This window comes from uncultured Succiniclasticum sp., assembly GCF_902793885.1.
Lineage (GTDB): Bacteria > Bacillota > Negativicutes > Acidaminococcales > Acidaminococcaceae > Succiniclasticum.
The window spans coordinates 1-21,573 of the sequence record NZ_CADBFF010000032.1; the positions used below are offsets into that span (position 1 = coordinate 1).

The 21,573-nt window shown below is 42.2% G+C and carries 24 protein-coding genes; 5 read left to right on the forward strand and 19 right to left on the reverse strand.

Features of this window, described 5'->3' with window-relative positions; genetic code table 11:
- The 5 genes from QZV31_RS11815 to QZV31_RS11835 all read right to left on the reverse strand — a co-directional run.
- Positions 1 to 199 (reverse strand): hypothetical protein (locus tag QZV31_RS11815; RefSeq protein ID WP_295360877.1); only part of this gene is annotated, 199 nt, incomplete at its 3' end.
- Positions 200 to 378: 179 nt separating this feature from the next.
- Complete coding sequence (locus QZV31_RS11820; protein WP_295360880.1) at positions 379 to 1,143, reverse strand: NAD-dependent protein deacylase; 765 nt, start codon at positions 1,141 to 1,143, stop codon at positions 379 to 381.
- On the reverse strand, positions 1,140 to 1,286 hold the full coding sequence (locus tag QZV31_RS11825) for a hypothetical protein (RefSeq protein ID WP_295360883.1): 147 nt from the start codon (positions 1,284 to 1,286) through the stop codon (positions 1,140 to 1,142). Before QZV31_RS11825 ends, QZV31_RS11820 begins: the two co-directional genes overlap by 4 nt.
- The gene (locus QZV31_RS11830) at positions 1,283 to 1,909 is read right to left on the reverse strand and encodes a hypothetical protein (protein WP_295360885.1); all 627 of its coding nucleotides are present in this window, start codon (positions 1,907 to 1,909) and stop codon (positions 1,283 to 1,285) included. Before QZV31_RS11830 ends, QZV31_RS11825 begins: the two co-directional genes overlap by 4 nt.
- A gap of 254 nt (positions 1,910 to 2,163) precedes the next feature.
- Positions 2,164 to 2,427 carry a DUF6680 family protein gene (locus QZV31_RS11835; protein ID WP_295360888.1) on the reverse strand — a complete coding sequence of 88 codons (264 nt, stop codon included), beginning with the start codon at positions 2,425 to 2,427 and terminating at the stop codon, positions 2,164 to 2,166.
- 167 nt (positions 2,428 to 2,594) lie between these two features.
- Between QZV31_RS11835 and QZV31_RS11840 the strand changes: the two genes are divergently transcribed.
- The 5 genes from QZV31_RS11840 to QZV31_RS11860 all read left to right on the forward strand — a co-directional run bounded on the left by QZV31_RS11840 (position 2,595) and on the right by QZV31_RS11860 (position 5,250).
- A complete protein-coding gene (locus tag QZV31_RS11840) occupies positions 2,595 to 2,969 on the forward strand; it encodes a helix-turn-helix transcriptional regulator (RefSeq protein WP_295360890.1) in 375 nt (124 codons plus the stop codon).
- 4 nt (positions 2,970 to 2,973) lie between these two features.
- Positions 2,974 to 3,714, forward strand: a complete 741-nt coding sequence (locus tag QZV31_RS11845) for an ImmA/IrrE family metallo-endopeptidase (RefSeq protein WP_295360892.1) — start codon at positions 2,974 to 2,976, stop codon at positions 3,712 to 3,714.
- A gap of 78 nt (positions 3,715 to 3,792) precedes the next feature.
- The gene (locus QZV31_RS11850; RefSeq protein WP_295360895.1) at positions 3,793 to 4,503 is read left to right on the forward strand and encodes a DUF4417 domain-containing protein; all 711 of its coding nucleotides are present in this window, start codon (positions 3,793 to 3,795) and stop codon (positions 4,501 to 4,503) included.
- Between the two features lies 1 nt (position 4,504).
- Positions 4,505 to 4,897 carry a hypothetical protein gene (locus tag QZV31_RS11855; RefSeq protein ID WP_295360897.1) on the forward strand — a complete coding sequence of 131 codons (393 nt, stop codon included), beginning with the start codon at positions 4,505 to 4,507 and terminating at the stop codon, positions 4,895 to 4,897.
- Positions 4,894 to 5,250: a hypothetical protein gene (locus QZV31_RS11860; RefSeq protein ID WP_295360900.1), complete on the forward strand. Its 357-nt coding sequence runs from the start codon at positions 4,894 to 4,896 to the stop codon at positions 5,248 to 5,250. The genes QZV31_RS11855 and QZV31_RS11860 overlap by 4 nt, the downstream gene beginning before the upstream one ends.
- Positions 5,251 to 5,321: 71 nt before the next feature.
- On the opposite strand, the gene fic is transcribed toward QZV31_RS11860, so the two are convergent.
- From fic to QZV31_RS11935, 14 genes are all read right to left on the reverse strand, one after another.
- Positions 5,322 to 6,182, reverse strand: coding sequence for a protein adenylyltransferase Fic (gene fic, locus QZV31_RS11865; RefSeq protein ID WP_366508727.1), 861 nt, complete (start codon positions 6,180 to 6,182; stop codon positions 5,322 to 5,324).
- A gap of 41 nt (positions 6,183 to 6,223) precedes the next feature.
- On the reverse strand, positions 6,224 to 6,460 hold the full coding sequence (locus QZV31_RS11875) for a hypothetical protein (protein WP_295360903.1): 237 nt from the start codon (positions 6,458 to 6,460) through the stop codon (positions 6,224 to 6,226).
- Between the two features lie 27 nt (positions 6,461 to 6,487).
- Positions 6,488 to 6,709: a hypothetical protein gene (locus QZV31_RS11880; RefSeq protein ID WP_295360906.1), complete on the reverse strand. Its 222-nt coding sequence runs from the start codon at positions 6,707 to 6,709 to the stop codon at positions 6,488 to 6,490.
- Positions 6,710 to 6,773: 64 nt separating this feature from the next.
- Entirely contained in the window at positions 6,774 to 7,037 is a 264-nt protein-coding gene (locus QZV31_RS11885; RefSeq protein WP_295360908.1) for a hypothetical protein, read from the reverse strand.
- Positions 7,038 to 7,068: 31 nt separating this feature from the next.
- Positions 7,069 to 7,356 (reverse strand): hypothetical protein, encoded by a 288-nt coding sequence (locus tag QZV31_RS11890; protein WP_295360910.1) that lies wholly within the window; start codon positions 7,354 to 7,356, stop codon positions 7,069 to 7,071.
- Between the two features lie 24 nt (positions 7,357 to 7,380).
- The gene (locus QZV31_RS11895) at positions 7,381 to 8,361 is read right to left on the reverse strand and encodes an alpha/beta hydrolase (protein WP_295360913.1); all 981 of its coding nucleotides are present in this window, start codon (positions 8,359 to 8,361) and stop codon (positions 7,381 to 7,383) included.
- Positions 8,362 to 8,508: 147 nt separating this feature from the next.
- Positions 8,509 to 9,057, reverse strand: a complete 549-nt coding sequence (locus tag QZV31_RS11900) for a hypothetical protein (RefSeq protein ID WP_295360914.1) — start codon at positions 9,055 to 9,057, stop codon at positions 8,509 to 8,511.
- 179 nt (positions 9,058 to 9,236) lie between these two features.
- Positions 9,237 to 12,980, reverse strand: a complete 3,744-nt coding sequence (locus tag QZV31_RS11905; protein ID WP_295360917.1) for an autotransporter outer membrane beta-barrel domain-containing protein — start codon at positions 12,978 to 12,980, stop codon at positions 9,237 to 9,239.
- Positions 12,977 to 13,585, reverse strand: a complete 609-nt coding sequence (locus QZV31_RS11910) for a class I SAM-dependent methyltransferase (RefSeq protein WP_295360920.1) — start codon at positions 13,583 to 13,585, stop codon at positions 12,977 to 12,979. Before QZV31_RS11910 ends, QZV31_RS11905 begins: the two co-directional genes overlap by 4 nt.
- Positions 13,586 to 13,615: 30 nt before the next feature.
- A complete protein-coding gene (locus tag QZV31_RS11915; protein ID WP_295360922.1) occupies positions 13,616 to 15,004 on the reverse strand; it encodes an ATP-binding protein in 1,389 nt (462 codons plus the stop codon).
- A 336-nt stretch (positions 15,005 to 15,340) separates the two neighbouring features.
- Positions 15,341 to 15,799: a hypothetical protein gene (locus QZV31_RS11920; protein WP_366508728.1), complete on the reverse strand. Its 459-nt coding sequence runs from the start codon at positions 15,797 to 15,799 to the stop codon at positions 15,341 to 15,343.
- A 440-nt stretch (positions 15,800 to 16,239) separates the two neighbouring features.
- Positions 16,240 to 18,849 carry a Spaf_1101 family AAA-like ATPase gene (locus QZV31_RS11925; RefSeq protein ID WP_295360925.1) on the reverse strand — a complete coding sequence of 870 codons (2,610 nt, stop codon included), beginning with the start codon at positions 18,847 to 18,849 and terminating at the stop codon, positions 16,240 to 16,242.
- 15 nt (positions 18,850 to 18,864) lie between these two features.
- Positions 18,865 to 21,039 carry a P-loop NTPase fold protein gene (locus QZV31_RS11930; protein ID WP_295360928.1) on the reverse strand — a complete coding sequence of 725 codons (2,175 nt, stop codon included), beginning with the start codon at positions 21,037 to 21,039 and terminating at the stop codon, positions 18,865 to 18,867.
- A gap of 116 nt (positions 21,040 to 21,155) precedes the next feature.
- On the reverse strand, positions 21,156 to 21,479 hold the full coding sequence (locus tag QZV31_RS11935) for a helix-turn-helix domain-containing protein (protein WP_295360931.1): 324 nt from the start codon (positions 21,477 to 21,479) through the stop codon (positions 21,156 to 21,158).
- Positions 21,480 to 21,573: the final 94 nt, after the last annotated feature.

The following is a 21,573-nucleotide window of genomic DNA, read 5'->3' on the forward strand; positions in this document are numbered from 1 at the left end:
TGTAGGCTCCGCCCGCAACATGTTGCAGCGAAGTCTCGTCCAATTCGACATCGGAAAATTCTTCTAAGTACGCCTCAGCTTCTTCTTTGGTCAACTCAATACCTTCAGACTTAGCTAATACAATCAACTCTTCCGCAGTTTGGCATTGCATCGCTTTTGCAATCATTTCTTTTGTAAGTTCGTTTTTGCTAATCGGCATAACAGGATCCCCCTTTATGTTAAATAATAACTGCCTTTAATTATATATACAAAACAGGTTCGGCAAAATTGACACTGGCGTCCGTTTTTCTCTCGTCAAAACCGGAGCCGTTTTCTTCCACGGCTGTTGAGTATAGTCCCCCCTGTTTCGTATTATCATAATTCTGCCATAATGTTTTGTCAAATCCCGGCTACCGCCGCCGACAACACCTTCCCGATGGCGTCGCGAATGACAAGCTCGGCCCTGGAATCTGCTTTCGTTTCGGTCTTGTTGATCAGAACAAGATGGCGACCCCGGAAATAATCGATCAGCCCCGCCGCCGGATAGACCACCAGTGACGTGCCGCCGATGATCAGCGTATCCGCTTCGCCGATGGCGCGGACCGCGTTATGCACCACTTCGGAATCCAGGCCTTCCTCGTAAAGCACCACGCCCGGCCGGACGATGCCGCCGCAGTCTTCGCAATAAGGGATCGGCTTGTTCTCTTCCTGCAACACATAGTCCACCGGATACACCCTGCCGCACTGCAGGCACGGCCACCGGAGAATGGAACCGTGCAGCTCATACACGGTTTTTGAACCCGCCAGCTGATGCAGCCCGTCAATATTCTGCGTGACGACAGCTTTCAGAATGCCGCGCCGCTCCAGTTCCGCCAACGCGATATGCCCTGCATTGGGCTGAATGTTCCGGAATATCCTGTGTTCCCTGTAAAACTCGAAGAACGCTTCCGTATGATTCACAAAGAAACTGTGGGAAGCCATCTCCTCCGGACGGAACTCCTGGTGGAGCCTTTGGCTGTAGATTCCATTCGCGCTGCGAAAATCCGGCACCCCGGACTCCGTGGACATCCCGGCGCCACCGAAGAACACAACATTTTTACTCTCTCTGAGAATTTGTGTAAGATATTCCAGAGGGGCACTGCAAATCAAACATTCCTCTTTCACAAACTATTCCCCCTGACAAAGCCCGCATCTTCCCTAGTTCTCTTTATATCCTCAAACTTTTTGTATTCCTTTGCTTTTAATTTCATCAGATTTCCTCCAACATTTTTTGCAGCCTCTTTACTTTCTTCCCCAACACCAATCAATTCCCTATCAGCCAGGCAAACGCCTTCGCCGTTCTTATGTCCGGCTCCGTAAAGTGGTTGCCCCGGTTCCACTCCAGCACACAATCAACTCCCTGCCCTGCCAGGCAGTCATACGCCCTGCGAATATTCTCTCCCACAGCAGCCATCACCGGATTCCGCACCTTCTCTTCCCTGTCCCCCAGACTCAGATAAACCCGCCTGCATTTTATCGCATGCTCTTCCATGTAATCCGCAAAACCGGGAAACCAGACCGAAGGCGACGCCGCCGCCACCCCGGCAAACACGTCCGTCTGATACGCCGCCCACAAAGCAAACAGACCGGCCAAAGAATAACCTCCCACATAATACTGTCTGCTGCCGTCCGAGCATAAATCCAGCACAGCAGCCAGTGTTTTCGCCGCGCCACCGCCGAAGCCCTCTTTTCCGAACACGGCCGGCGCATTCCAGGGAGACAGATCCAGATTCCAGTTCTTCACTTTAACGGCAAGCAAACGAAAGTCATCCGCCATATTCCGGATAGCTGCCACTTCATTTTCTATCACGGCAAGATCATGGTCATCCACCATCTGAAGCAAAACAGTAGATGAATCCGGATTGCCGTATTCATAAACGCGTGTATCCATAGGCAATATCCTTCCCTTACCTCTTCCCCAACACCATATTCAGCCACCGCTGCTCCCGGCCCGAGGGCAGCGCATCACTCTATGCATTCGAACAGACCCGAACGCGCCAACACACGTTGCAACTTTTCTTCCACCTCTTCTTTGAACGTTAAGGACTCAATTACCAGACATCTCTTCATTGGCAAAGTTTTTTTGCGCTGACTTGCGCTGACTTTTACGCTGACTTGCGCTGACTCAAACAAATTGAAACATGCCTAAATATGCGCTTTACATAGAATATATTTCAGTTTCCATTGTTTTAACACATTATCATCATCAGCAAAAACAATTTCTATTATATTCAGTGCTTTCGCATTTTCATAGCTCCATCCAAGTCCCCGGTTCATCATTAATATTTTAAAAATCTCCATCTTATCATTTCTATTTTTCTCTCTATCTTGAAGAAAACGCCCAACAAAAACAGCTATTACCGGAGAACATATAATAGCTAAAATGTTAATAAAATCCGTGCAGTTCATAAATCTGTATTACCTCACTTCATATAATTCTTCGCGAAATCAGTTTTCCCTTCTCCCTTAAATCTTGAAGCTTTTAATTATCTTCTGCGCTGTAACTCTTGACATTATGAGTATTTTAAGTTAGACTGTTAACAGGTAAGCTTACATGTTTTTTAGGAGGGAAGAGCATGAGTACCGAATATAAAAATTTTGGAGATTTCCTTAACCAGAAACGTCTCGAAAAAAAAATCTCTTATCGTGAAATGGCAAAAGTACTTGATGTCTCTGCGCCGTATATCAGCGATATTGAAAAGGGACGCAGAAATGCGCCATCTATTGAGAAACTTGAAATACTAGCAAACTATTTCACTCTAACGGAATCAGAAAAAGCATTAATGTTTGATTTGGCAGGTAAACAAAAAGATTCTATTGCCCCTGATTTACCAAATTACATAAAAAGTAACGACTATGTAGCTTCCGCTTTAAGAACAGCCCGGGATTTAGGAGCAGATGAAAAAGATTGGCAATCTTTTATTGATGACTTGAAAAGCCGAAAGGGTTAAGCAAATGTATCGTCCGCATTTTAAGCAAGACCACAATGGTATACCATATCTAAGCAAAAAAGAAATTTGCGACATAGCTGAAAATTATGTCAGGGATTTTTCACCTGAGATTCTTTATAAACCACAGCCATTGGATGTGGAAGCTTTTTTAGAGTTTTATCTGGGGTTAACCCTCGATTATCAATATCTCTCACACGATGGCAGATACCTCGGAATGACGGTATTTAACGATACAAACAAAGTAGTGATTTACAAACCGGAAGAAAACTGTGCTGACTACCTGAGTGTAAAGCATGGAACCGTAATCATCGACAACACGTTATTAGCCGATAATATGGAGCATCCCTATCGTTTTACCGCAGGCCACGAAAGCGGACACTGGGTATTTCATAGAAAATTCCATGGCTACAACCCTGATCAGCTTTGTTTGTTTGAGGAAGAAGAACCTTTTATTCAATGCAAAGAAGTTAATCAGAATTATTCAAATACCAACACAAAAACGTGGGACAACAAACGTTGGATGGAATGGCATGCTGATAAATTTTCATCTGGTTTATTAATGCCAGAAACAGCTGTTATGAATTTATTAAAACTTAAAAATTTTTCACCCGAATATTTTACAGCACTGGTTTCTGAAACTTTCAACGTTTCAAAGAAGGCAGCTTTTTATCGTCTCTGCGATTTAAAAATACTTAAATCCGATTTTGATTTAGCCAAAGAACAAACCCAACCAAGCATCTTTTAAAATACTCAGCGGTAACACCGCTGTATTTTTTAAAATTCATTGTAAGCAAGCTTGCTTACATGCTAACAAGGAGAAATTATGCCAGTTTACAAAAATAGAGATTACATTAATCTGCTTTATCCCCTGCCAGAATTTATTGAACGAGACATTCATAACATTCCCTTTATCGAACCAACACCAATAGATATTTCGCAGATAAACAATGGGCTATGGCTGACTAACATGAAAAACATATCCCCTAAAGATAAAATACCAGAAAAGAAAATTATCCATTCATTTTGCTATGACGATACACTGCTGCGTACATTTGTTAACCCTTATAAATATTTGAAGCGAACAGCTAAATATTTTGCTGTTTCATCTTTTGATTTTAGTATGGATATTAAAATGGACTTTAGATATATTCTTGCTGCTGTTTATGATAACCGTTGGTCTGGTGCTTTTATGCAGGCGCATGGAAGAACAGTAATACCGACGGTTGGATGGTTAACCGCTGAAACATATGACTTGTGCTTTGCAGGATTAAAGGACGGTGGAACATTTATTATATCTACCCTTGGAACAAATAACCCAAACTCATATGAATTATTTATGAATGGTTACTTCGAACTACGAAAAAGGTTCCCCGCGTCAAAGCTAATTTGCGTTGGTGATAAATTACGAGGTATGGACGATGACGTCTGCATCGTTCTTTATGAAGAATCATTTGGTAACTGGGACAGGCACTGTAAATTTTGGCAACCAAAACTAATTAATTGGGATAAGAGTATCCCGAAAGGAGTGATTTAAAATGTCATCAAGAGGCGCGTTTATTCTAAATGGGCACGTAACAACTAGTGAATACAGCCCTGTTAGTAACATTTTGGAGGCTGTAGTTCTGAAAGGCAATGAAGGTTTTCACGGATTGCCTGACTATTCGCATACGCCAAAACGAAAATATATCAAGGAAAATCCTGATGGTTCTTTTCGCGCATTAAGAGAATATGACGAAAAAGGCTTTCCCATTATTGAAATCGCTTATCACCCAGAACAAAGCTTAACTGGAAACCGTCATGAATACGTATTGCATTTCCATTTATTTAAACCAAATCTGGAAAGAATTATGGGCGGCAAGCTTTCCGAAACAGAAAACTCAGTGATATACTATAAATATAAAAAATATCTGGAGGTTTATGGGCTATGATCAACGGAAATTTGGAACAGTTTTTAGATACTGGCTGGTTCAACGAAGCCACTCTTTTTTATAAAGGTTATATCTATTGGTGCGAAGCACAATTTGACGAAAAAAAACAAACCAATTTCTTTTTTGTTGACAAGTGGCAAGCCGAAAATGAAGATAACCTTTACTACCATTCCCTTCTCGAGCCGAATAATACTCTGAAATGGGAACGAGTTTTTGAAATTGCTGATTCCAACTTGGACTTGATTAAAAAGAAATTTTTAGAAGCAAAAATTTTTGAAGGCAATAATTTTTGGGAAGTTGAAAACGAAATCGCTTGGCTTGATGAAGGTGTTCCCAAGATGACGAAAAGTTAATCTTCTCTCTCACCGTTGGCTTCTTTTATTTTCAACCGGTTACAACTTGTAACCGGTTTTTTACATTACAATCATTCTTCCGTCTCGTAATAATAGGAATAGTCAATTCCCTTCATAAACATTTCCCTATCATCAATCCGGTCAGTTAACGCGTCCTGTATCAAATTAAAAACAGGCATTTCATCCAGCACGCTTTTTTCCATCGCTGCCAGATAATCCTTTTTGTTGATTTTACTCCAGTCCACACAACAAGACAGATTCTTTTTCAAAATCAAGTCGAGCCAGATGCGCATGCTGCGTCCATTGCCTTCCATAAAAGGATGAGCAATATTCATTTCAACATATTTGGCCACAATTTCCTGCAACGTTTCTTCAGGCATTTGTTCAATCTTATGAAGAGTCTCCGGTAAGAATTGGGCATTGGCAAATTCAAACCCGCCTTTGCTGATGTTCTTTGACCGAATCTGCCCGGCAAAATCATACAGTCCGTCAAACAAGGCAGCATGAATCTGCTGCAAGCCGCGAATCGTACCCACTTCAACAGATTGGATCAGGCCACTCTCAAATAACATATAGGCTTTCTGTTTACTTTTTTCATCAACTGAATTATTAACAGATGTGAGCCATTTGATAAAAACGCCTTTTTTGTTGCTGCGAATTACCGCCATTAATGAATTCAGCGTTGTTTCATCAATCACATCTGTTTTATATTTTTTCCCATCACTGGCCGGCAATTTCAGTTGCTTGCAATTTGCAAGCAACTGATTATTTCTTCTTTTTACCGTATACCAGTATATCCGCGGATTTGTAGTATCCGCTATAGCCGCTACCACATCCACTGCGCAAAGCCACCATTTTGCGCTTGCATCATCCCAGACTGAGCGGACCGGCGCGTCATCAAAAAAACGGATAGAAATTTTAAAATCCTTCATGGATAAACCTCTTTTTCAACTTACTTTCTTCCCAACACCAATCAATTCCCTAACAGCCAGGCAAACGCTTTTGCCGTTTTTATGTCCGGCTCTTTAAAATGATTTCCCTTGTTCCACTCCAGAACACATTCAACTCCCTGCCCTGCCAGGCAGCCATCCGCCGTCTTCCGGATAGCCGCCACTTCATTTTCTATCACAGCCAGATCATGGTCATCCACCATCTGAAGCAAAACAGTGGATGAATCCGGATTGCCGTATTCATAAACGCGTGTATCCATAGGTAAATATCCTTTTGCATATATATTTCAAATCCCCAGCCTGAAGTAAAGCTGTTCGTCAATGACCCGCTGATACTTCTTCAGCACCGGACTGTAGCCCAGCTTGTCATTAAAGAATCTCATTCTGTAGGCGCTCACAAAGGCAACCTCTGCCGCAAAGGGAATCATGGGATCACCCTCTGCATGGCAGTAATCGCGGTTGACATCCCAATCCAGCCAGGTCTCTCCCATCCTTATACAACTTCTCATGATTATTCCTCCCCGCGCAAGTTACCCCTGCGCCGCCTTAAATCAGTCTGTGTATAATCCTCTTTTATCTGAACAACCATAACGTACATAATCCGACTATAACCATACCTATGCAGAAAAACGGGTGGGAAGCATACAACATTAAAATTGTCTTTGCAAAAGCAAAAATACCCAACAGCACTAATCCGACAGAAATTGCTTTGTTATTTTGCCAATTAGACAGCACAGCCATACCCAGGAAATAAATCAGGCAGACTTCCAATGTCAGGCCCAAAACCCAGGTGTCTACCAGCATGATTTTAATTTCCCTGCAGATTACTTCAAACATACTAACAGCTCCTAAGTGGCTATAATGCTCATTATAACAGTTTGTTCCAACCTTCCAAAAGAACCTTATGACCCTCTATGTATTTTTCCCGGAAAATTTCTGCCGTTTCCCTGTCAGCCTGTATTTCCCGCGGGTATTCGCTGCCTATCTGTAAAAATTCCATTTCGCTGATTTCTGTTGTAGTAAAGAAATCGTCGTTCCGGTTGGGATATCCGTGCCAGGCAAAATACTGTTTCCTGCCTTCAACCGTTCTGAATCCGCAGCCAAACCTTACCTGGTTTGAAATCACACGGAAAAAACGCCGGCCGTCATTTTCCATACCTCTTCTCCTGTAAACTTCGATTTACCTTGCGCCCCTGCTGAGGAAGGCCCTGACCTTTGCACGGAATCTTCTGTAATAGGGCCGCTCCATGAGCATCGCGTGACCCCCGCCCTCTATGATCTCCAGACGGGAATTCCTGTCCGGCAGCGTTTTATACGCCTCTTCGCATAACGCCGGGGATACATAGGGATCTTTGGAACCGACGATGATGAGCGTCGGAACTTTGATATCCGCCGTGGGAATCAGCCTTGTATCCGGGCTTACCAGCAAATCCCTCCGGCCGCCGTTGGGGCTGGACGTTTTGTCATTGCGCCAGGCGTTGGAAAGATAGGTGTCCGCCACAGACTTTTCCACAATGCGGAAATCAATGCCGCCGTCCGGAGCGGTCTGGAAATCCTCCGCCGCATGGATCCATGTATTTGTATGGAACGGTTCAGCCACCTGCTGTTCTCCAAGCCCTGCCACAATCGGAGCGTAGAGCACAAGCCTGCGCACCATTTCGGGATGACGCGCCGCAAAACGCCCGCTTGTTACGGTTCCCCAGCTCCACCCCAGCACATCCACGAAGGAAACCTGATCGCGCTGCATTATACACCGCACAGCCGCCGCGATGTCTTCCGCCGCGTAATCGGAATCCGGCCGGAAGCCGTCCCCGACACTGCCGGAATTGCCAAACCCCGCAATATCCAGCAGCCAGACTTCAAACCCATGCCCGGCGAAATAGCGCGCCAGGCTGTAATCTTTATAATCCACATCGAACTCATGGGACGAATAGGTTACCCCATGCACGAGCAGGAGGGGCTGCTTCCTCTTACCGTCCTTCTCTACGTACCGTTCCAGATGCAACGGCACACGGTTCCGCTCCAGGGGAACGGTCTCCCTGAAGATCTCCGCTGCCAGCGCGGATGATCCACAAAAAAGAAGCAGCAGCAAACAAACGGAAAAGCCGGACAATACCTTCCTCACCCGTTCCATCGTGAGTTCATTTTTGTTGATCGGCATAATGATTCTCTCCTTATTTGTATTACACCCGCACCCGATGTTCCGGAATTTAAAAAACTGCTGGTGACTTTTTACGAAACCGATGACGCAACTACCATTACGAAATTCCTGAAAGAAAAATGCTGGACAAAAACAAAATGAGAACCTTTACCTCTTCCCTGCAACTTCAGTCCCGGGCAAGACATCAATGATGATTTCCGTCTTTAGCGCAAAGTCATATTTTTTTCGAAAATGGTAGAGCTCCGGGCGTCTTAAAATGACGCCGCCGGCAGCTTCCCAGATTGCAACCCAGCCAATAATCGTCAAAATTTCTACAAACACGCCCTCCGTGTAATGCGACAGCAGATAACTTGCGGAAAGAAACAGCGTTCCCAAAATTCCAAGAGCATGCATTTTATACGTTTCTATTTTCGATAAAAACTGAATGTTATCCTTTTCGTGTACAAAATGTCCGCGGATCGCGTCCTTTACATGCGCTTCATTCACAGGCGTATCGCTGAAGATATGAAGGACATAGTTTCCATTTTTAGTCAGGTACTTTTGGTACATCGTTTGATAGTTGCGGCTCAGGTATGAGATAACTTCATCTGACAGAATTCGCTGATCGGGATCTAACGGACTAAATAAGTCAGATTCTTCATGGATCCTGAGCTTAATTTCCTCTGTGTTCATCATGTGCCACCCTTCCTGCTTCACGGATTCCTCCGAACCCTATATTTCCACACATACACCGCGACAAGCGCATGACATTAAGGATGCCTGTCATAATAACTCCGTTTCATTTTCTCTCCGCAAGCCATAATTAACTATACATTCATTCTTCCGTCTCGTAATAATAGGAATAGTCAATTCCCTTCCTCAACCTTAAACAAGTCTTACCACACTTTCCTCACCATCACAGAAGCCGAGACATCTCTGTCATGGCGGCCTTTTTGCAGCTGCACGTCTCCCCCGAGCATCCAGCCATGGGCAAATTCATTCTCTCCGCCGATGGAAAGTACAACGTGGGTTTTATCCTGATTGTTCTCCAGCCTGTACGCATGCCCCGCGTCCCCTTCATAGCTGAAACTCAGCGCAGGATCCGCCCCAGCGAAGGCATACTTTACCCCGATCCGGGCCGCATAGTGCCCGTGCCGCAACTGCCGTTTAAACTCCACGCCCAGTTGTCCGGCAAAATAATTGTTGCGCTTCGCATCCACATGGTGATTAAAAATCCCCGCCCCTGTTTCCGCAAACGCCTCCTGTTTCATGCTGGAATATTGCAGATTGACGAAAGGCGAAATCTGCCAGGTTCGTTCCGGCTGCAGGTTATGCCTGTACTCGCCGCCGATTTCAAAAATATTGGAATGGTACTTTGCCTCCGTCCCCAGGCCCAGGGCCGGAATACTTCTGTGCAGCTTGTTCCGGATCCTGCCGCCGTCCATATAAATAAACGCGTCATCGGCATTCCTGTGGTATCCGCCATACACACCGAAGCGCGTGTCGTACATATTGCCGCCGGAATGGTCCGCCCCCAGACTTTTCGCATCATAGCTGACAAACAGACCTCCACGCCAATGTTTGCCGATGGCCCTGTCATAGCCGCCGGAAATCGCCTGGCCGTGATAATCTGCGTCGCCCTTCAATTCGCCCCAGTTCTTTGTGAACTTCACCCAGACATCATTGTCGGCCTGCACCGGAACTTCCAACTTCACCGGCACCGTCAACGCCTTATCCTCCGCCCCGTCAACAGAACGATTGACAGGAACCGGCACATCCGCGCTCACTTCCTGTGGGGAAAACGCCGCAGTCAGCCTGTCGGAAATCACCCGATTGGCCACGCTGCCCGCCTGCACCGCACTCATCATCTGCGGAGCCGGCGAATACCCGATCTGGTCAAGCGCCCTCTTCGTACTCCCTGCATCCAAATTGTAAATCTTCCGCAGCTCCGACTTCCGGCTGTCCTGATTCAAACCGGCAAGCATCGCATTCACCGCCCCCAGCGCCTCACGCTGCGAAGCGGACAATTCGCCCAGATTATCGGAATACTGGGAAGTAAACTTCACGTCCTTCCCCGACACCGTGCCGTACCCCTTCAGCAAACCGGAAATCTCCACAGGATTTCCCACATCATTCCGTATCTGCCCGGTGACGGAATCCGCCTTCAACACCGTCATGGTCTCATCCGGCAGCATATTGACCGCAGAAATCTTCGAGCCGTCAATAGCCGCCGCGCCCTTCACCACGATATCACCCAACGCACCGCCGCCGTACCCGCTTAAGGTGCCGTCAGAAATCAACCGGCCGCGAATCGTCATAGACCTGTCGCTGTACGCGGAACCGATGGTGCCGTGATTGAAAAACTTTCCCGTGGTGTCATCCGAAAAACCCGCCGCCATCTTTCCGCTCATGTCATTGACCGTAAACGTTCCGCCGAAAAGACCCGCGCCTTCTGCCACATTCACACTGACAACATCCGCCGAACCGCCATACACCAAATTGCCGTTGACATTGATCTTCATATTGTCCATGCCGTCAATGTCCCCGTCATACGCCATGGTGGTATTGAAATTTAATTTCGTCACAAGGTCGGGAATATATTTTGTGTAAGGATACACGCCGCCCTTATACTGCAGCATCAACCCTTCCAGTTTTGTACGCGTGCCATCGGGATATGTAAACTGCGTCTCAACCGGTGTTTCATAATCATAGATCCCCATATGCGGCGTGAAATGCTTCCACTGTGAATGAATATTGCCCTTAATCTCCGCGCCGTCGTTAATGTTAATGGTGTCAACAAACGCCGTTGAATCAATATAAATCGCATTGCCGAAGGTTTCCGGATTCGCAATCAGTTTGCCGGAAATATTCACCGTATTCACCATCGGCGCATTCAGGTCACTGTTCTTTACATCGGAAAAACTCCAGGCATCCGTATCATTGTAAATCTCATTCAGGCCGAGATTCTTTGCTTCATACACGACATTATTTAAAATCCCTCTCCGGTACCGGAAGAAAGAACCGCGATATTCCGTACTTGTGCCAATCGCGTTGGAACCGAAATCAAAACTTAACGCATTCCCGCTTTCCCCGGTGGCAGTAACCGTACCTTCCACATTGACCCTGTGATTTTTTCCGTAGGCAATTAGGATCCCGTCGTTATAACTTCCGTCCGCGTGAATTTCCGTACCCTTGGGAACCGTAATGGTATTATTGACTCCGTCAACGCGGATACCCACCGCACCGGCCCCCTTCGCAAACACATTACCGGCCTGGGTAATAGTATTGTTGGAGCCATACACATGCAAGCCGATCCCAAAGGTAGCCGTATTATAGCCGTCCACATACCGGCCATCTTTCCGGGCCGAAAACCCCTGCTCATTAGTCAGCGTCAGGCCATCATTATAAATCGACCGCCCGTAAAAATTTTTTCTGTCAATCTGATACCCAATATCCTGCAGCGCCGCCAGCTCCGCTTCCATAAAATTTACATAACTTCTGTATAACTGGTGGCTCATCATGCTTCTGGCCAATTCCAAATGACTCAGATTCGGCACCCCGTACTCCCACGTGTTAATCGGAATTCCGCTGATCTGCTGCCCGTCACCCCGGGTGAACGTTTTTCCGTCCAACACATCCGTAACGTGTTTGCCCGCAAAATACAGATAAATCTTTCCATCCTTTTTCGACTCCGCCGTATCCGGTACATAGAAAACATGTTCCGGTTTGAATTTCGCTTTCAGCGCGGGATTTGCCTCCAGTACGGCATTCACGGATGAAAGATCCTTTTTCGACGGCAAAATGAAAGCATTCGGTGTGGCCCTTGTTCCGTATTGATCATACAGATGCGCTTCAAACCCGGTTTCGTCAAAATCCTTAAATCCGTATAAGGTGTATTTCTTGCCGCTCACTGTTTGCTCTATAATCTTGTCACGATGGGAAGAAATACCCAAACTGTGACCGATCTCATGGAACATAATCGGCGCAATATCAACCTGCGAAAGAATCAGCGGCGTAGGATTTGCCTCATACACGGAATTCACAAAACCATACCCGCCATCGTGCAAATCATCATATCCCACATACTGCCCGATCAGGATGGTCCCAAACCCAACGCCATTCTTCTCATACTCATTTTTGTTACGCATAAACGCAGCAACATCATCAAACTGCGGCACCCTTTGCCCGCTCTGGAAAATTTCCTTAAACAGATGGGGATCGCTTGTTTCGACTCCGTTTTTGAAGATATAAGCCAACGCTCCGGCATTTTCTTCATCGAAAGTTCCCACAAAATACTGTGCCGGCTGGGACATGGTTGCGCCCGGACCCAGAATTTCCGCCCACCATCGGAACGACTTATTCAAGCCGTTTTTAATATCGCCTGTTAAATCATACGCAAGGGCGGAATAACCTTTCTTTACGTTTACAAACTGTTGAAAAAAATCCGCCCGATCCTTCGTGGAATCGCTGGCGCCGTAATATTTCACATCAAAAACCGCTTTGCCGTCCCAGCCAATCGTAACCTGATCCACCGCCCCGGCCGTTTGCGGCAGGAACAAGCCGCTGAACCAAACTCCAGCCGCAACGGCAGAAAGGATTGCCTTTTTCTTCCTGGTTGATACCCTACGTTTTCGATTCATTTTCTCACCACAGGATCCTCTCTATGACACTTCCTCCACACCACATTCAGCCACTTCTGCTCCCGGCCCGAGGGCAGCGCATCCTCCGCCACCCAGCACTCCAGACAGTCGAACAGACCCACACGCGCCAACACACGCCGCAACTTTTCTTCCGTCATGTCACAGTAAAATCGTCCGCCGTCCATACGTTCCGCCTCTCCATATTTCCATGACGCGTACAAAACGCCGTCCCGTTTCAGCGCACGGTGGAATTTTACAAGAACGTTTTCCAATTCCTTTTCCGAAACGTGAAGCAACGACGCGCAGGCCCAAATGCCATCAAACCGATCCGCAAACTCTATTTCATGAAACCCCATGCACAACGCCTTTTGTCCGGTCAACGCCTCCGCGCACTTACACATCTCCCCGGACGCGTCCAGCATGGTCACATCATACCCCTTTTTCATAAAACACAAACTGTCGCGCCCGCTGCCGCAGCCTGCATCCAAAATAGCCGCGCCCGCAGGAAGATACGCCAAAAACCGGTCATAAGCCGGAGACATATCCGCTTTCACGGTCAGTTCCGCATATTCTTTTGCATGAGCGTCATAATAATCCAAACTCATTTTCTCTCCGCAAATCGGCAACTTTTCATACTACTCTTTGATTTCCCAATGACCATTATTACCACTTCCAACAAAGGCGATATGTTTCATTTCCTTTAGTTTTCGGGCAATAGTTTTTACACTTACACCGATTTTTTCTGCCATCTGTGCACGTGTTACTTTATTATCAGCACGAATCAATTCTTCAATAATTTCTTCCAACGTTTTTTCATGAAGGACACTGTGAGGGTCACCGTGAGGGACATTGTCCCTCACATAATCCTTCTCACCGCTCCATCCCCAACCTTCACCGCAGTGACGATAGAACACAACCGTAAATCCATACTCTTCTTTTTTAAATTCATATCTGACGCCTGCTTCTCCACAGAGTGTCTTAATCTTTTTCAGACCTGTCGCAAAGGTTTCCATATCCTTTGAATAATACAATACCTGGGTAATCAACTGGTTCCGGCGAATTGCCATCTTATTGCCTTCTGCAAACGCTTCAGGAGTAATCCTCTCTGGAAAAACGCCCGGACTATATATTTCAATACGATTTTTGTAAATCATAATTTGGATACTTTGGCCGGATTCAATCTGACGATGCGCAAACGCATTGACAACGGCCTCGCGCAATGCGTCTACGGGAACTTCCGGTATTTCATCACGACGAAGCTTGCCATTAAATTCAGCCCGCCAGTCCATAGCGTCAATCAGATACTGCATGGCAATTTCGATAAGACCCAAAATCGACCCTGTGTGCCTGCGTATATCCGTAAACGTAATGCGTTCATTTGTCGCAAACTTGGCCATTTGCAAATCGTTAATACCACAATTAACAAAAAGCGCAGCTCCCGCATTAAGGAGATGATCACCGTTTGTCAGTCCCAACTTTTCTAAAACAATTTGCGGCGCTTCGTTTTCAAAAACAATACGCCCGACTTCCTTAGCACGCTTCAAATAACGGGAAAACACTTCCATATCAACATCTGCAACATGATATTCAGAAATTTTCCGTTCCCAAGACTCCCTAAAATCATCTCTTTTACGAATCAGTTCTGCGTAAACCTGTTGTGACATGACAAGATCTTCGTCAGCCACGCGAATCCGGGGAATATTAAAAGCCGAATACGGCTGCATATGTCCTTCAAATTTTACATGCACAACAGTTTTTCCGCCATACGTTTCTTTCATAATTTCAGGATATATGACTGGTCGCAGATGACTCCCTATTGCCTGGCTCACTTCCCTTGTCGTTTTATCAGAAATTTCCTGTCCAATCACATCGCCGTTATTTTTAACGCCAAAATAAAGATCGCCTTTCCCATGCTTATTCAGTATTGCAGCAATAGAAATAACAGCTTCTTTCATTTCACCGGTACTTTTTTTAAATTCAATCTGTTCGGTTTCTTCACCGAGAGAATAATATATTTCAGCCATAATTTCCCTCCCTTAAATCACTTTTACTCGCATATCCGGCGCCAACATTTTAAAATTTCGGATAAATTAATTATGGAATGCATGAGCCTCATTTTCTCTCCGCAACCCATAATTAACTATGGTCTTAGTGACATCCTTAGTTACATTTCCGATTTGTACTTAAACCTGTACTGCCCTTGGCAAAGTTTTTTGCGCTGACTTTTCGCTGACTTTGCGCTGACTCAAACAAATTGAAACATGCCTAAATATGCGCTTTCCCTCACTTATTTGCGCTGACTTTGCGCTGACTTTTCGCTGACTTTCATTTAAACTTATATTAATCAAGTTAAGTTAAAATTACCATTTTCTCTCCGCAACCTTAAACAACGTTTCCCCATCCTCCGGAAACGCGCAGCCATTCACCGGACACAACAAATCACCGGACACCGGCCGCGGGCCCGGCTCATGCTCGCCCGGCTCATACTCCCAACTGCTGAACCCGCAGGTCTTTGCCGAAAGATAAATCGGATAGACGACCTCCCGCAGCATTTGCGTAAACTCCTCCGCCTCCAGCCCCTCACGATACAGCCGGCGCCCGATCTCCGGATTGTTCAGATGCTCCCTGGCGCACTTTTTGAACTCGTTCCGCACCGCCTCATACTTCCACATCATCTGATACGACAAATACTCCAGACCGGCAAAACGCGGAAAATACAACTCCCACTCCGGCAGACGATTGCTCTTGCTGCTGTTGATGGCCCGGGTGGTGGGATGCAGATTCCAAAACTCATCATGGGCCACATAGGACCAGGGCACAAAGTGATCGATGGAAATGTTCTCCGGCGCCAGCCGATTCTCCCCGTAGATTTCATGAATCGGCGCCAGCTCCGAAAGCAGCTTCCAATATTTTTTAACCTTCTCCAGCTTCCGCTCCCGGAGCCCAGGTTGAGATGATACTCCGTCACCATGTACCAGGCGTTGGCGATCATATCGTCGATGAGTTCCTCAAAACGAATCTCCTGCTGCCCCCTGCAGACATGATTCAGAATCGCCTGAAACCAGAACAGCTTGTAGCATTCCGCCTTGTTATCGAAGAGGCGGGATAAGCTTGCAATATTCAGTTGTTCTGATTTTGGTAGCTGCATGGTGGGGTACCTCACGGATAATTAATAATAAACAGCATTATAGACATATAATAATCCATTTAAAAATCAAATCTTATATTCAGCAGAATTATGCTTATCCTTTTAGCTTAATCAAGTGTTGTCCAATACTTTCCTATAAATCTTTTCCTTATGCTTAAACGAGTCTGTCCCACCTTCTAAATATTTTATAATAGCTTTTTTAATTCGTTCTGTACCCGGATAGCCACGAGTCTCAATCCATCCGTTCTTTCCATCGGAATACATAACACAAACTTGATCAGCCATTGCATTAGTAACAATGGTCGCATTATGTGTTGCAATAATAACCTGTCTTTTATCTTTAATTTGCCTTAACCTTTGAACAAGATTACCATAAATATATTGACTGTCTAAATTATCTTCTGGTTGATCTATAAGCAATGGCCTAAAATCTCGGTTGTAATCACTAAACGCTAGAATAAAACTAAGCATAGCAATAACCTTTTGACCAAGAGAAATCTGTTTAACATTTCTAAAATCATGGGCTCTTCTTTTATCAGTAGAGTTACTTGTTAGGTCAAAAAATAATTCAAATTTTTCAAGACTATCCAAGTATCTCCTGAAAAACTCTGTAATGTAATTATTAATATTATAATCGCTTAATAAAATGTCAATAATTTTGTCGATGACTACAGTTTGGTTATCCTTATTAATTTCCTGAATTCCCCGCTTTTCATACCTGCGCACATACGGCAAAATCGAATACTTATAAAGTTCTTGCCGTCGATTCGTAACCATATTAAAGAATTCAAAAATCGTCATTTTGTTCAAAACATAATTGAGATAGTCATATATTCCATTACTGTCAATACTATAGTCAAAAAAATATTTCCCCGCACTAAAGCTATTACTTTCAAAACAACGTACAAATGAAAACTCATCATTAGCATCATTTTGCTGTTTATATTCAATTTTCAATGTATTATTCTTCTGTTCATTGAACTCCCTTAGTTCATTCACTACGTTTTCTTCACGTTCCCGTAATACTATTGGTATTCTTTTTATAAACTGTTTAAATTCATTATGATTCTTAAAACGAACACTTTTAGATAGGGGAGGAAATTTTTCTTGATTAACAAGAAATCTTGATTTTAAAAAGGAAGTCAACTTTTTTTCATCATTAGTGATATTTACCAAGTCATTAACAGAATAACTGGTATCATACAATTCTTTTAAGATTTTTGATTTTTCATTTTTATCCTTAATTGCTGGAAACGCTTTTTTATCTTTGATATTATCTACTTTGTATACTTTGATTAACTTGTTAAATGATTCTCTTTTTACTTTTTCTATTTTATCTTTGACACGCTGCCTCCTGTAATCGTCATATATCTCTTTTTGTGGCGCAAGATAGTAATAATCTTTTGCTTTCTCATCATCTAAGTAAGGTAGCAACATACCAACAATGTATTGTTCATTTTCTTTTTCAAATAGAATCCAAATATTACCATGCCTGCACAAATATTCCAATTCCGTGCTATCATTACATTTTAATGTTAATGCAAATTCTAACAGTTTTAATAAAGTACTTTTACCCGTTCCGCGTCCGCCAATAATACAATTTAACGCATTAGAAAACCTGATTACAAAAGAGTCATCTGTTTGACCTTTGTTTTTTACTAAAAAATTAGTATTGGTAGATAAATACTTTGTTTCAACATAGACACCTTTAATAAAGATATTCGGTTGTTCAAATCTTTCTAATGCTATAGAAACGTCATAATCATTGATTGCTTCAGCAATCATATCATAATCGATTTTTTCGCCTTTTATCCAAACAATATTATTATCAATCGTATCAATACTATGGGAATCATTGTCTAAAATAAAATTCACTTCCCTATGCTTAACACCAATTTCCCGTAATCTTTGTTTCACATTTTCGGCTTTGGAAATATCATTGATACCTAACAGCATTAACTCTTCTAAACCGAATAATTCTTTTCTGTAAGCAGAAGAATAAATCTTTTTTCCATTCAACATTTCAGATGTATTAATATGGGCAATATAAGACAACATACTATGTTGCCTAAGTATTTGAATAACATCTAAACTGGTTTTAATAACACCGTCTTTAAGACTGTACAGCGAATTATGAAGCCATTCTTTTAAAAATTTTATTGTATCTCTATTCCGGAAATCAAAAATTCCTACCACGTGCAGTCTATCAGCACAAGTAATTTCAACACCACCAATGATTTCAGGATAAATTTTTAAAGGCGATAAATTGTTTAATAGTTTTATAGCTTCTTCTAATTTTTTTACACCATTAATTGTGTTATGATCTGCAACTACAATAATTTCTATTTCCTTATCAACGATTGTTTTTGCCAACGCCAAAAATGACCAAAATTGTTTTTCATCATCAAACATATCGATATCTTCTGGCGAATGTATAAAAGATGTTGTTGCTTCGGGATTATATAACTTAAAAAATATCTCTGCAATTTCTTCCGCTGTTTTACCTTTGTATAATTCTTCCCCCCACTCTTCATAAAATTTATAGTCATATGATTCTGGCGTATGAACATGAAAAATAGCTTTATGATACTTACCAAATTTTTCCTTTTCGCTGTTAATAGCTTCATATGCTTTTTTTACATCAGGCGGATCAAAATAATTTGGCATTAAATTAAAGTTTGCCATGCTTGATCCTTTTATTTCTTTTTTAGGTTTTGTCATAATTATAACCTTTGATTAACTAAAATTTATATTTGTTTGCTTTAACTCATTAAGTCTTTTTTCAACCACTGATTTTGGAATACAGTCTTCCCAATCTCTTTTTTTCATTTTTGAAAACTCAAAAGCAATAATTTTTAATTGCATTTCATCAGAAAGCTTCCAAATACTACCATCTTTAAGACTTTCTGTATATGCTTTTTCAATTTTATCTTCAGACAAATGCTTAACATACTCTTTTTGATAATTCCAACCACTGTTTACACCATTTACATAAATCTCTGATGCAAAAGTTTGCAGATACTTTAAAATTTCAAGACTATCATTAATTCTACTGTTAATATAATCATTAAAATTTTTATTATCAACTCTTTCAAATAAATATAGAATACGTCCAGCATGAGGCAAATCAAACAAATCCGTAGTCCTTGCAATCTGTAAAATTTTATCACTAAATAATTTCTCGCATTTCAACAAATGCTCTTCTGAAACCAAAAATACATTATCATCTCGTTTCTGATTATCCTCCGCTAATCTTTCATACGATGTCTTAATTGAATCAATTAATTTAGAAACCATCAGCACAGAATTTTCGTCAGCATTTATTATTACATCTTTTAATAAACCATAAACTAAATGCTCATCTTTTATACTGTTCAACAAATTTTTAATTTCAAATTCAATTAATGTATGTATCGGAAAATCAAATAATGATTCCCTTTCTTCTTTAAAAGCACCTGCTTTTCGAATCAAAACTTTGGCTATCAAAAGCTTTCTGGTTTCACCTAATTCTTCTAAAGCAGCTCTTAATTCATTGAGAAAAAATTTCCCAGAATAATTATAATTAACTTCATCTAAAAAATTTGACAAATCCTGTTCATCAAAGATAAAAAGCGCTTTATCAATAATCTCCCGTGAAATTTGTCCATTATCCAAGCCCAAGCAAAAATATCTGTAAAAGAACTCTTTATGTCCTATTCTTCGTTTTCGCCACAGCTTTTCAGTAGTTTCAGAATTATATTGTGACCAATATGGAAAAAGAACGCCAAGCATATCATTGTATAATTCTCCATTGCTATGAAATAGATTCACCATTTCATTTTTATGTTCCTCGATAATAGACTTATAACTTTTATTTTGGTCTTTCCAAAACTCTTTTCCTCCAACCAATTTTTCCGGATTCTTCTTTATCCAATAATAAAGATCTGGATAATTATTCTCAATAAAAGAAATGGCAACCAAGTCAGCAAAATCCACTTCGTTCCCAACAACAAGACATTTCGTGTGCAATGTATTAATAAGGCGATTTATATCCCTTATCGTTTTTACGTTCCCTTCCAAACAATCCTTAAAAACAAACTGCCAATGTCCCTGATCAAGTCCAAGTCCATATGTTTTAAGTATTTCATCCAACTTCGTAAACAAAATTTTATTAAGACTATCTTCTCTTATCTCAGGAATTTCAATCGGAACCTGAATAATCTTTTCTAAAAAATCATTCCCATCAGAGTTTTGAATCTTAGACAACGCATTGGCAACAATATTACGATCAAAAGATAATAAATAAATTGTATTTGGAAATTTTGCTACTGAATTTACTAACTGGAAGATTAAACGAATTTCATCATTTGGCAAGCGATCAATATCATCTATTACAATAATTATCTTTTGTTTTTGCTCTCGCAGTCGTTTTATAATAATATCTCGTTGTTTAGTTAAGTCATTGTCATTCAAGATATTATTCGGCGATAAAAATTTGCTAACGGCGCCAATAGAACTAAAAGCGAGTTGAAGCGCATTAAACTGAGTTACGGAGCTAATCTCTGCTGCAATATTTGCATATTTTTTAAATGCATCTCCGATTTCCTTAATCGCCTGTTCAGAACTACTTGCAAATTCATCTGCAAGCATATAAAAAAACTGGTGAAATAACTGTTCTGCTGTTGTAAAATTCCAAGGATTAAAAGATAAAATGATAGGTCTTGTTTTTTGCTTGGCAACCTTTTGATTGATTTCCTCCAACAGCATATAAAGGATTGATGTTTTACCACTTCCCCAAGGTCCAAACATACCAATACATAATCCATTCTCAGCATTTAAATTAATAATAGAATCTCCTATTTTTTTAGCAAATTCACTTCTGTTAAGTAAATCGTCACTTTCTTGTCGAATCGGAGAATCGTCTAAAAACATGTTACCACCCAGCTTTATTTATTATCCTCAACTGAATCCACAATTATAATTGCACAATTGTTGTATAAGCAGTTGTATGAGAGCTGCCCTGTCTTTTTAATTTATGAAAAACTCTTTCAGGTGGAACATACCTTTCCTTCATGCTGTTGCATCAGTTTGTCAAAGCCTTTATCTTCTTCCCGCATCTTTTCAACTTTTTCACAGGCATGAATGACTGTTGTATGATTCCTGCCGCCAAAGAACATGCCAATTTTCAAAAAGGATTCATCTGTCATCTTTCTGCAAAGATACATGGCAATCTGTCTGGGCATGTTTATATGCTTTGAACGCTTTTTGCCTATCAGGTCATTCAATTCCACATTATAAAACTTACATATATGACAAGTTATGCTTTCAATAGTTACATGATGTACTGTTTGGGGAACGAATTCATCCTGCAAATACCGTTGCGGCGGAGCCGCCTGTCCGGAACAGTGAGAGCCACTAATCCGGACAAACGGGAGCCACTTACTTTTGAAACTTGATTATCTACTC

Excerpts from the sequence above, each read along its gene's own strand:
- QZV31_RS11855 (WP_295360897.1), top strand. The coding sequence starts at position 4,505 with ATGTCATCAAGAGGCGCGTTTATTCTAAATGGGCACGTAACAACTAGT.
- QZV31_RS11895 (WP_295360913.1), bottom strand. The coding sequence starts at position 8,361 with ATGCCGATCAACAAAAATGAACTCACGATGGAACGGGTGAGGAAGGTA.
- QZV31_RS11835 (WP_295360888.1), bottom strand. The coding sequence starts at position 2,427 with ATGAACTGCACGGATTTTATTAACATTTTAGCTATTATATGTTCTCCG.
- QZV31_RS11830 (WP_295360885.1), bottom strand. The coding sequence starts at position 1,909 with ATGGATACACGCGTTTATGAATACGGCAATCCGGATTCATCTACTGTT.
- QZV31_RS11845 (WP_295360892.1), top strand. The coding sequence starts at position 2,974 with ATGTATCGTCCGCATTTTAAGCAAGACCACAATGGTATACCATATCTA.
- QZV31_RS11885 (WP_295360908.1), bottom strand. The coding sequence starts at position 7,037 with ATGTTTGAAGTAATCTGCAGGGAAATTAAAATCATGCTGGTAGACACC.
- QZV31_RS11850 (WP_295360895.1), top strand. The coding sequence starts at position 3,793 with ATGCCAGTTTACAAAAATAGAGATTACATTAATCTGCTTTATCCCCTG.
- QZV31_RS11880 (WP_295360906.1), bottom strand. The coding sequence starts at position 6,709 with ATGAGAAGTTGTATAAGGATGGGAGAGACCTGGCTGGATTGGGATGTC.
- QZV31_RS11890 (WP_295360910.1), bottom strand. The coding sequence starts at position 7,356 with ATGGAAAATGACGGCCGGCGTTTTTTCCGTGTGATTTCAAACCAGGTA.
- QZV31_RS11840 (WP_295360890.1), top strand. The coding sequence starts at position 2,595 with ATGAGTACCGAATATAAAAATTTTGGAGATTTCCTTAACCAGAAACGT.
- QZV31_RS11910 (WP_295360920.1), bottom strand. The coding sequence starts at position 13,585 with ATGAGTTTGGATTATTATGACGCTCATGCAAAAGAATATGCGGAACTG.
- QZV31_RS11915 (WP_295360922.1), bottom strand. The coding sequence starts at position 15,004 with ATGGCTGAAATATATTATTCTCTCGGTGAAGAAACCGAACAGATTGAA.
- QZV31_RS11875 (WP_295360903.1), bottom strand. The coding sequence starts at position 6,460 with ATGGATACACGCGTTTATGAATACGGCAATCCGGATTCATCCACTGTT.
- fic (WP_366508727.1), bottom strand. The coding sequence starts at position 6,182 with ATGAAGGATTTTAAAATTTCTATCCGTTTTTTTGATGACGCGCCGGTC.
- QZV31_RS11930 (WP_295360928.1), bottom strand. The coding sequence starts at position 21,039 with ATGTTTTTAGACGATTCTCCGATTCGACAAGAAAGTGACGATTTACTT.
- QZV31_RS11925 (WP_295360925.1), bottom strand. The coding sequence starts at position 18,849 with ATGACAAAACCTAAAAAAGAAATAAAAGGATCAAGCATGGCAAACTTT.
- QZV31_RS11860 (WP_295360900.1), top strand. The coding sequence starts at position 4,894 with ATGATCAACGGAAATTTGGAACAGTTTTTAGATACTGGCTGGTTCAAC.
- QZV31_RS11905 (WP_295360917.1), bottom strand. The coding sequence starts at position 12,980 with ATGAATCGAAAACGTAGGGTATCAACCAGGAAGAAAAAGGCAATCCTT.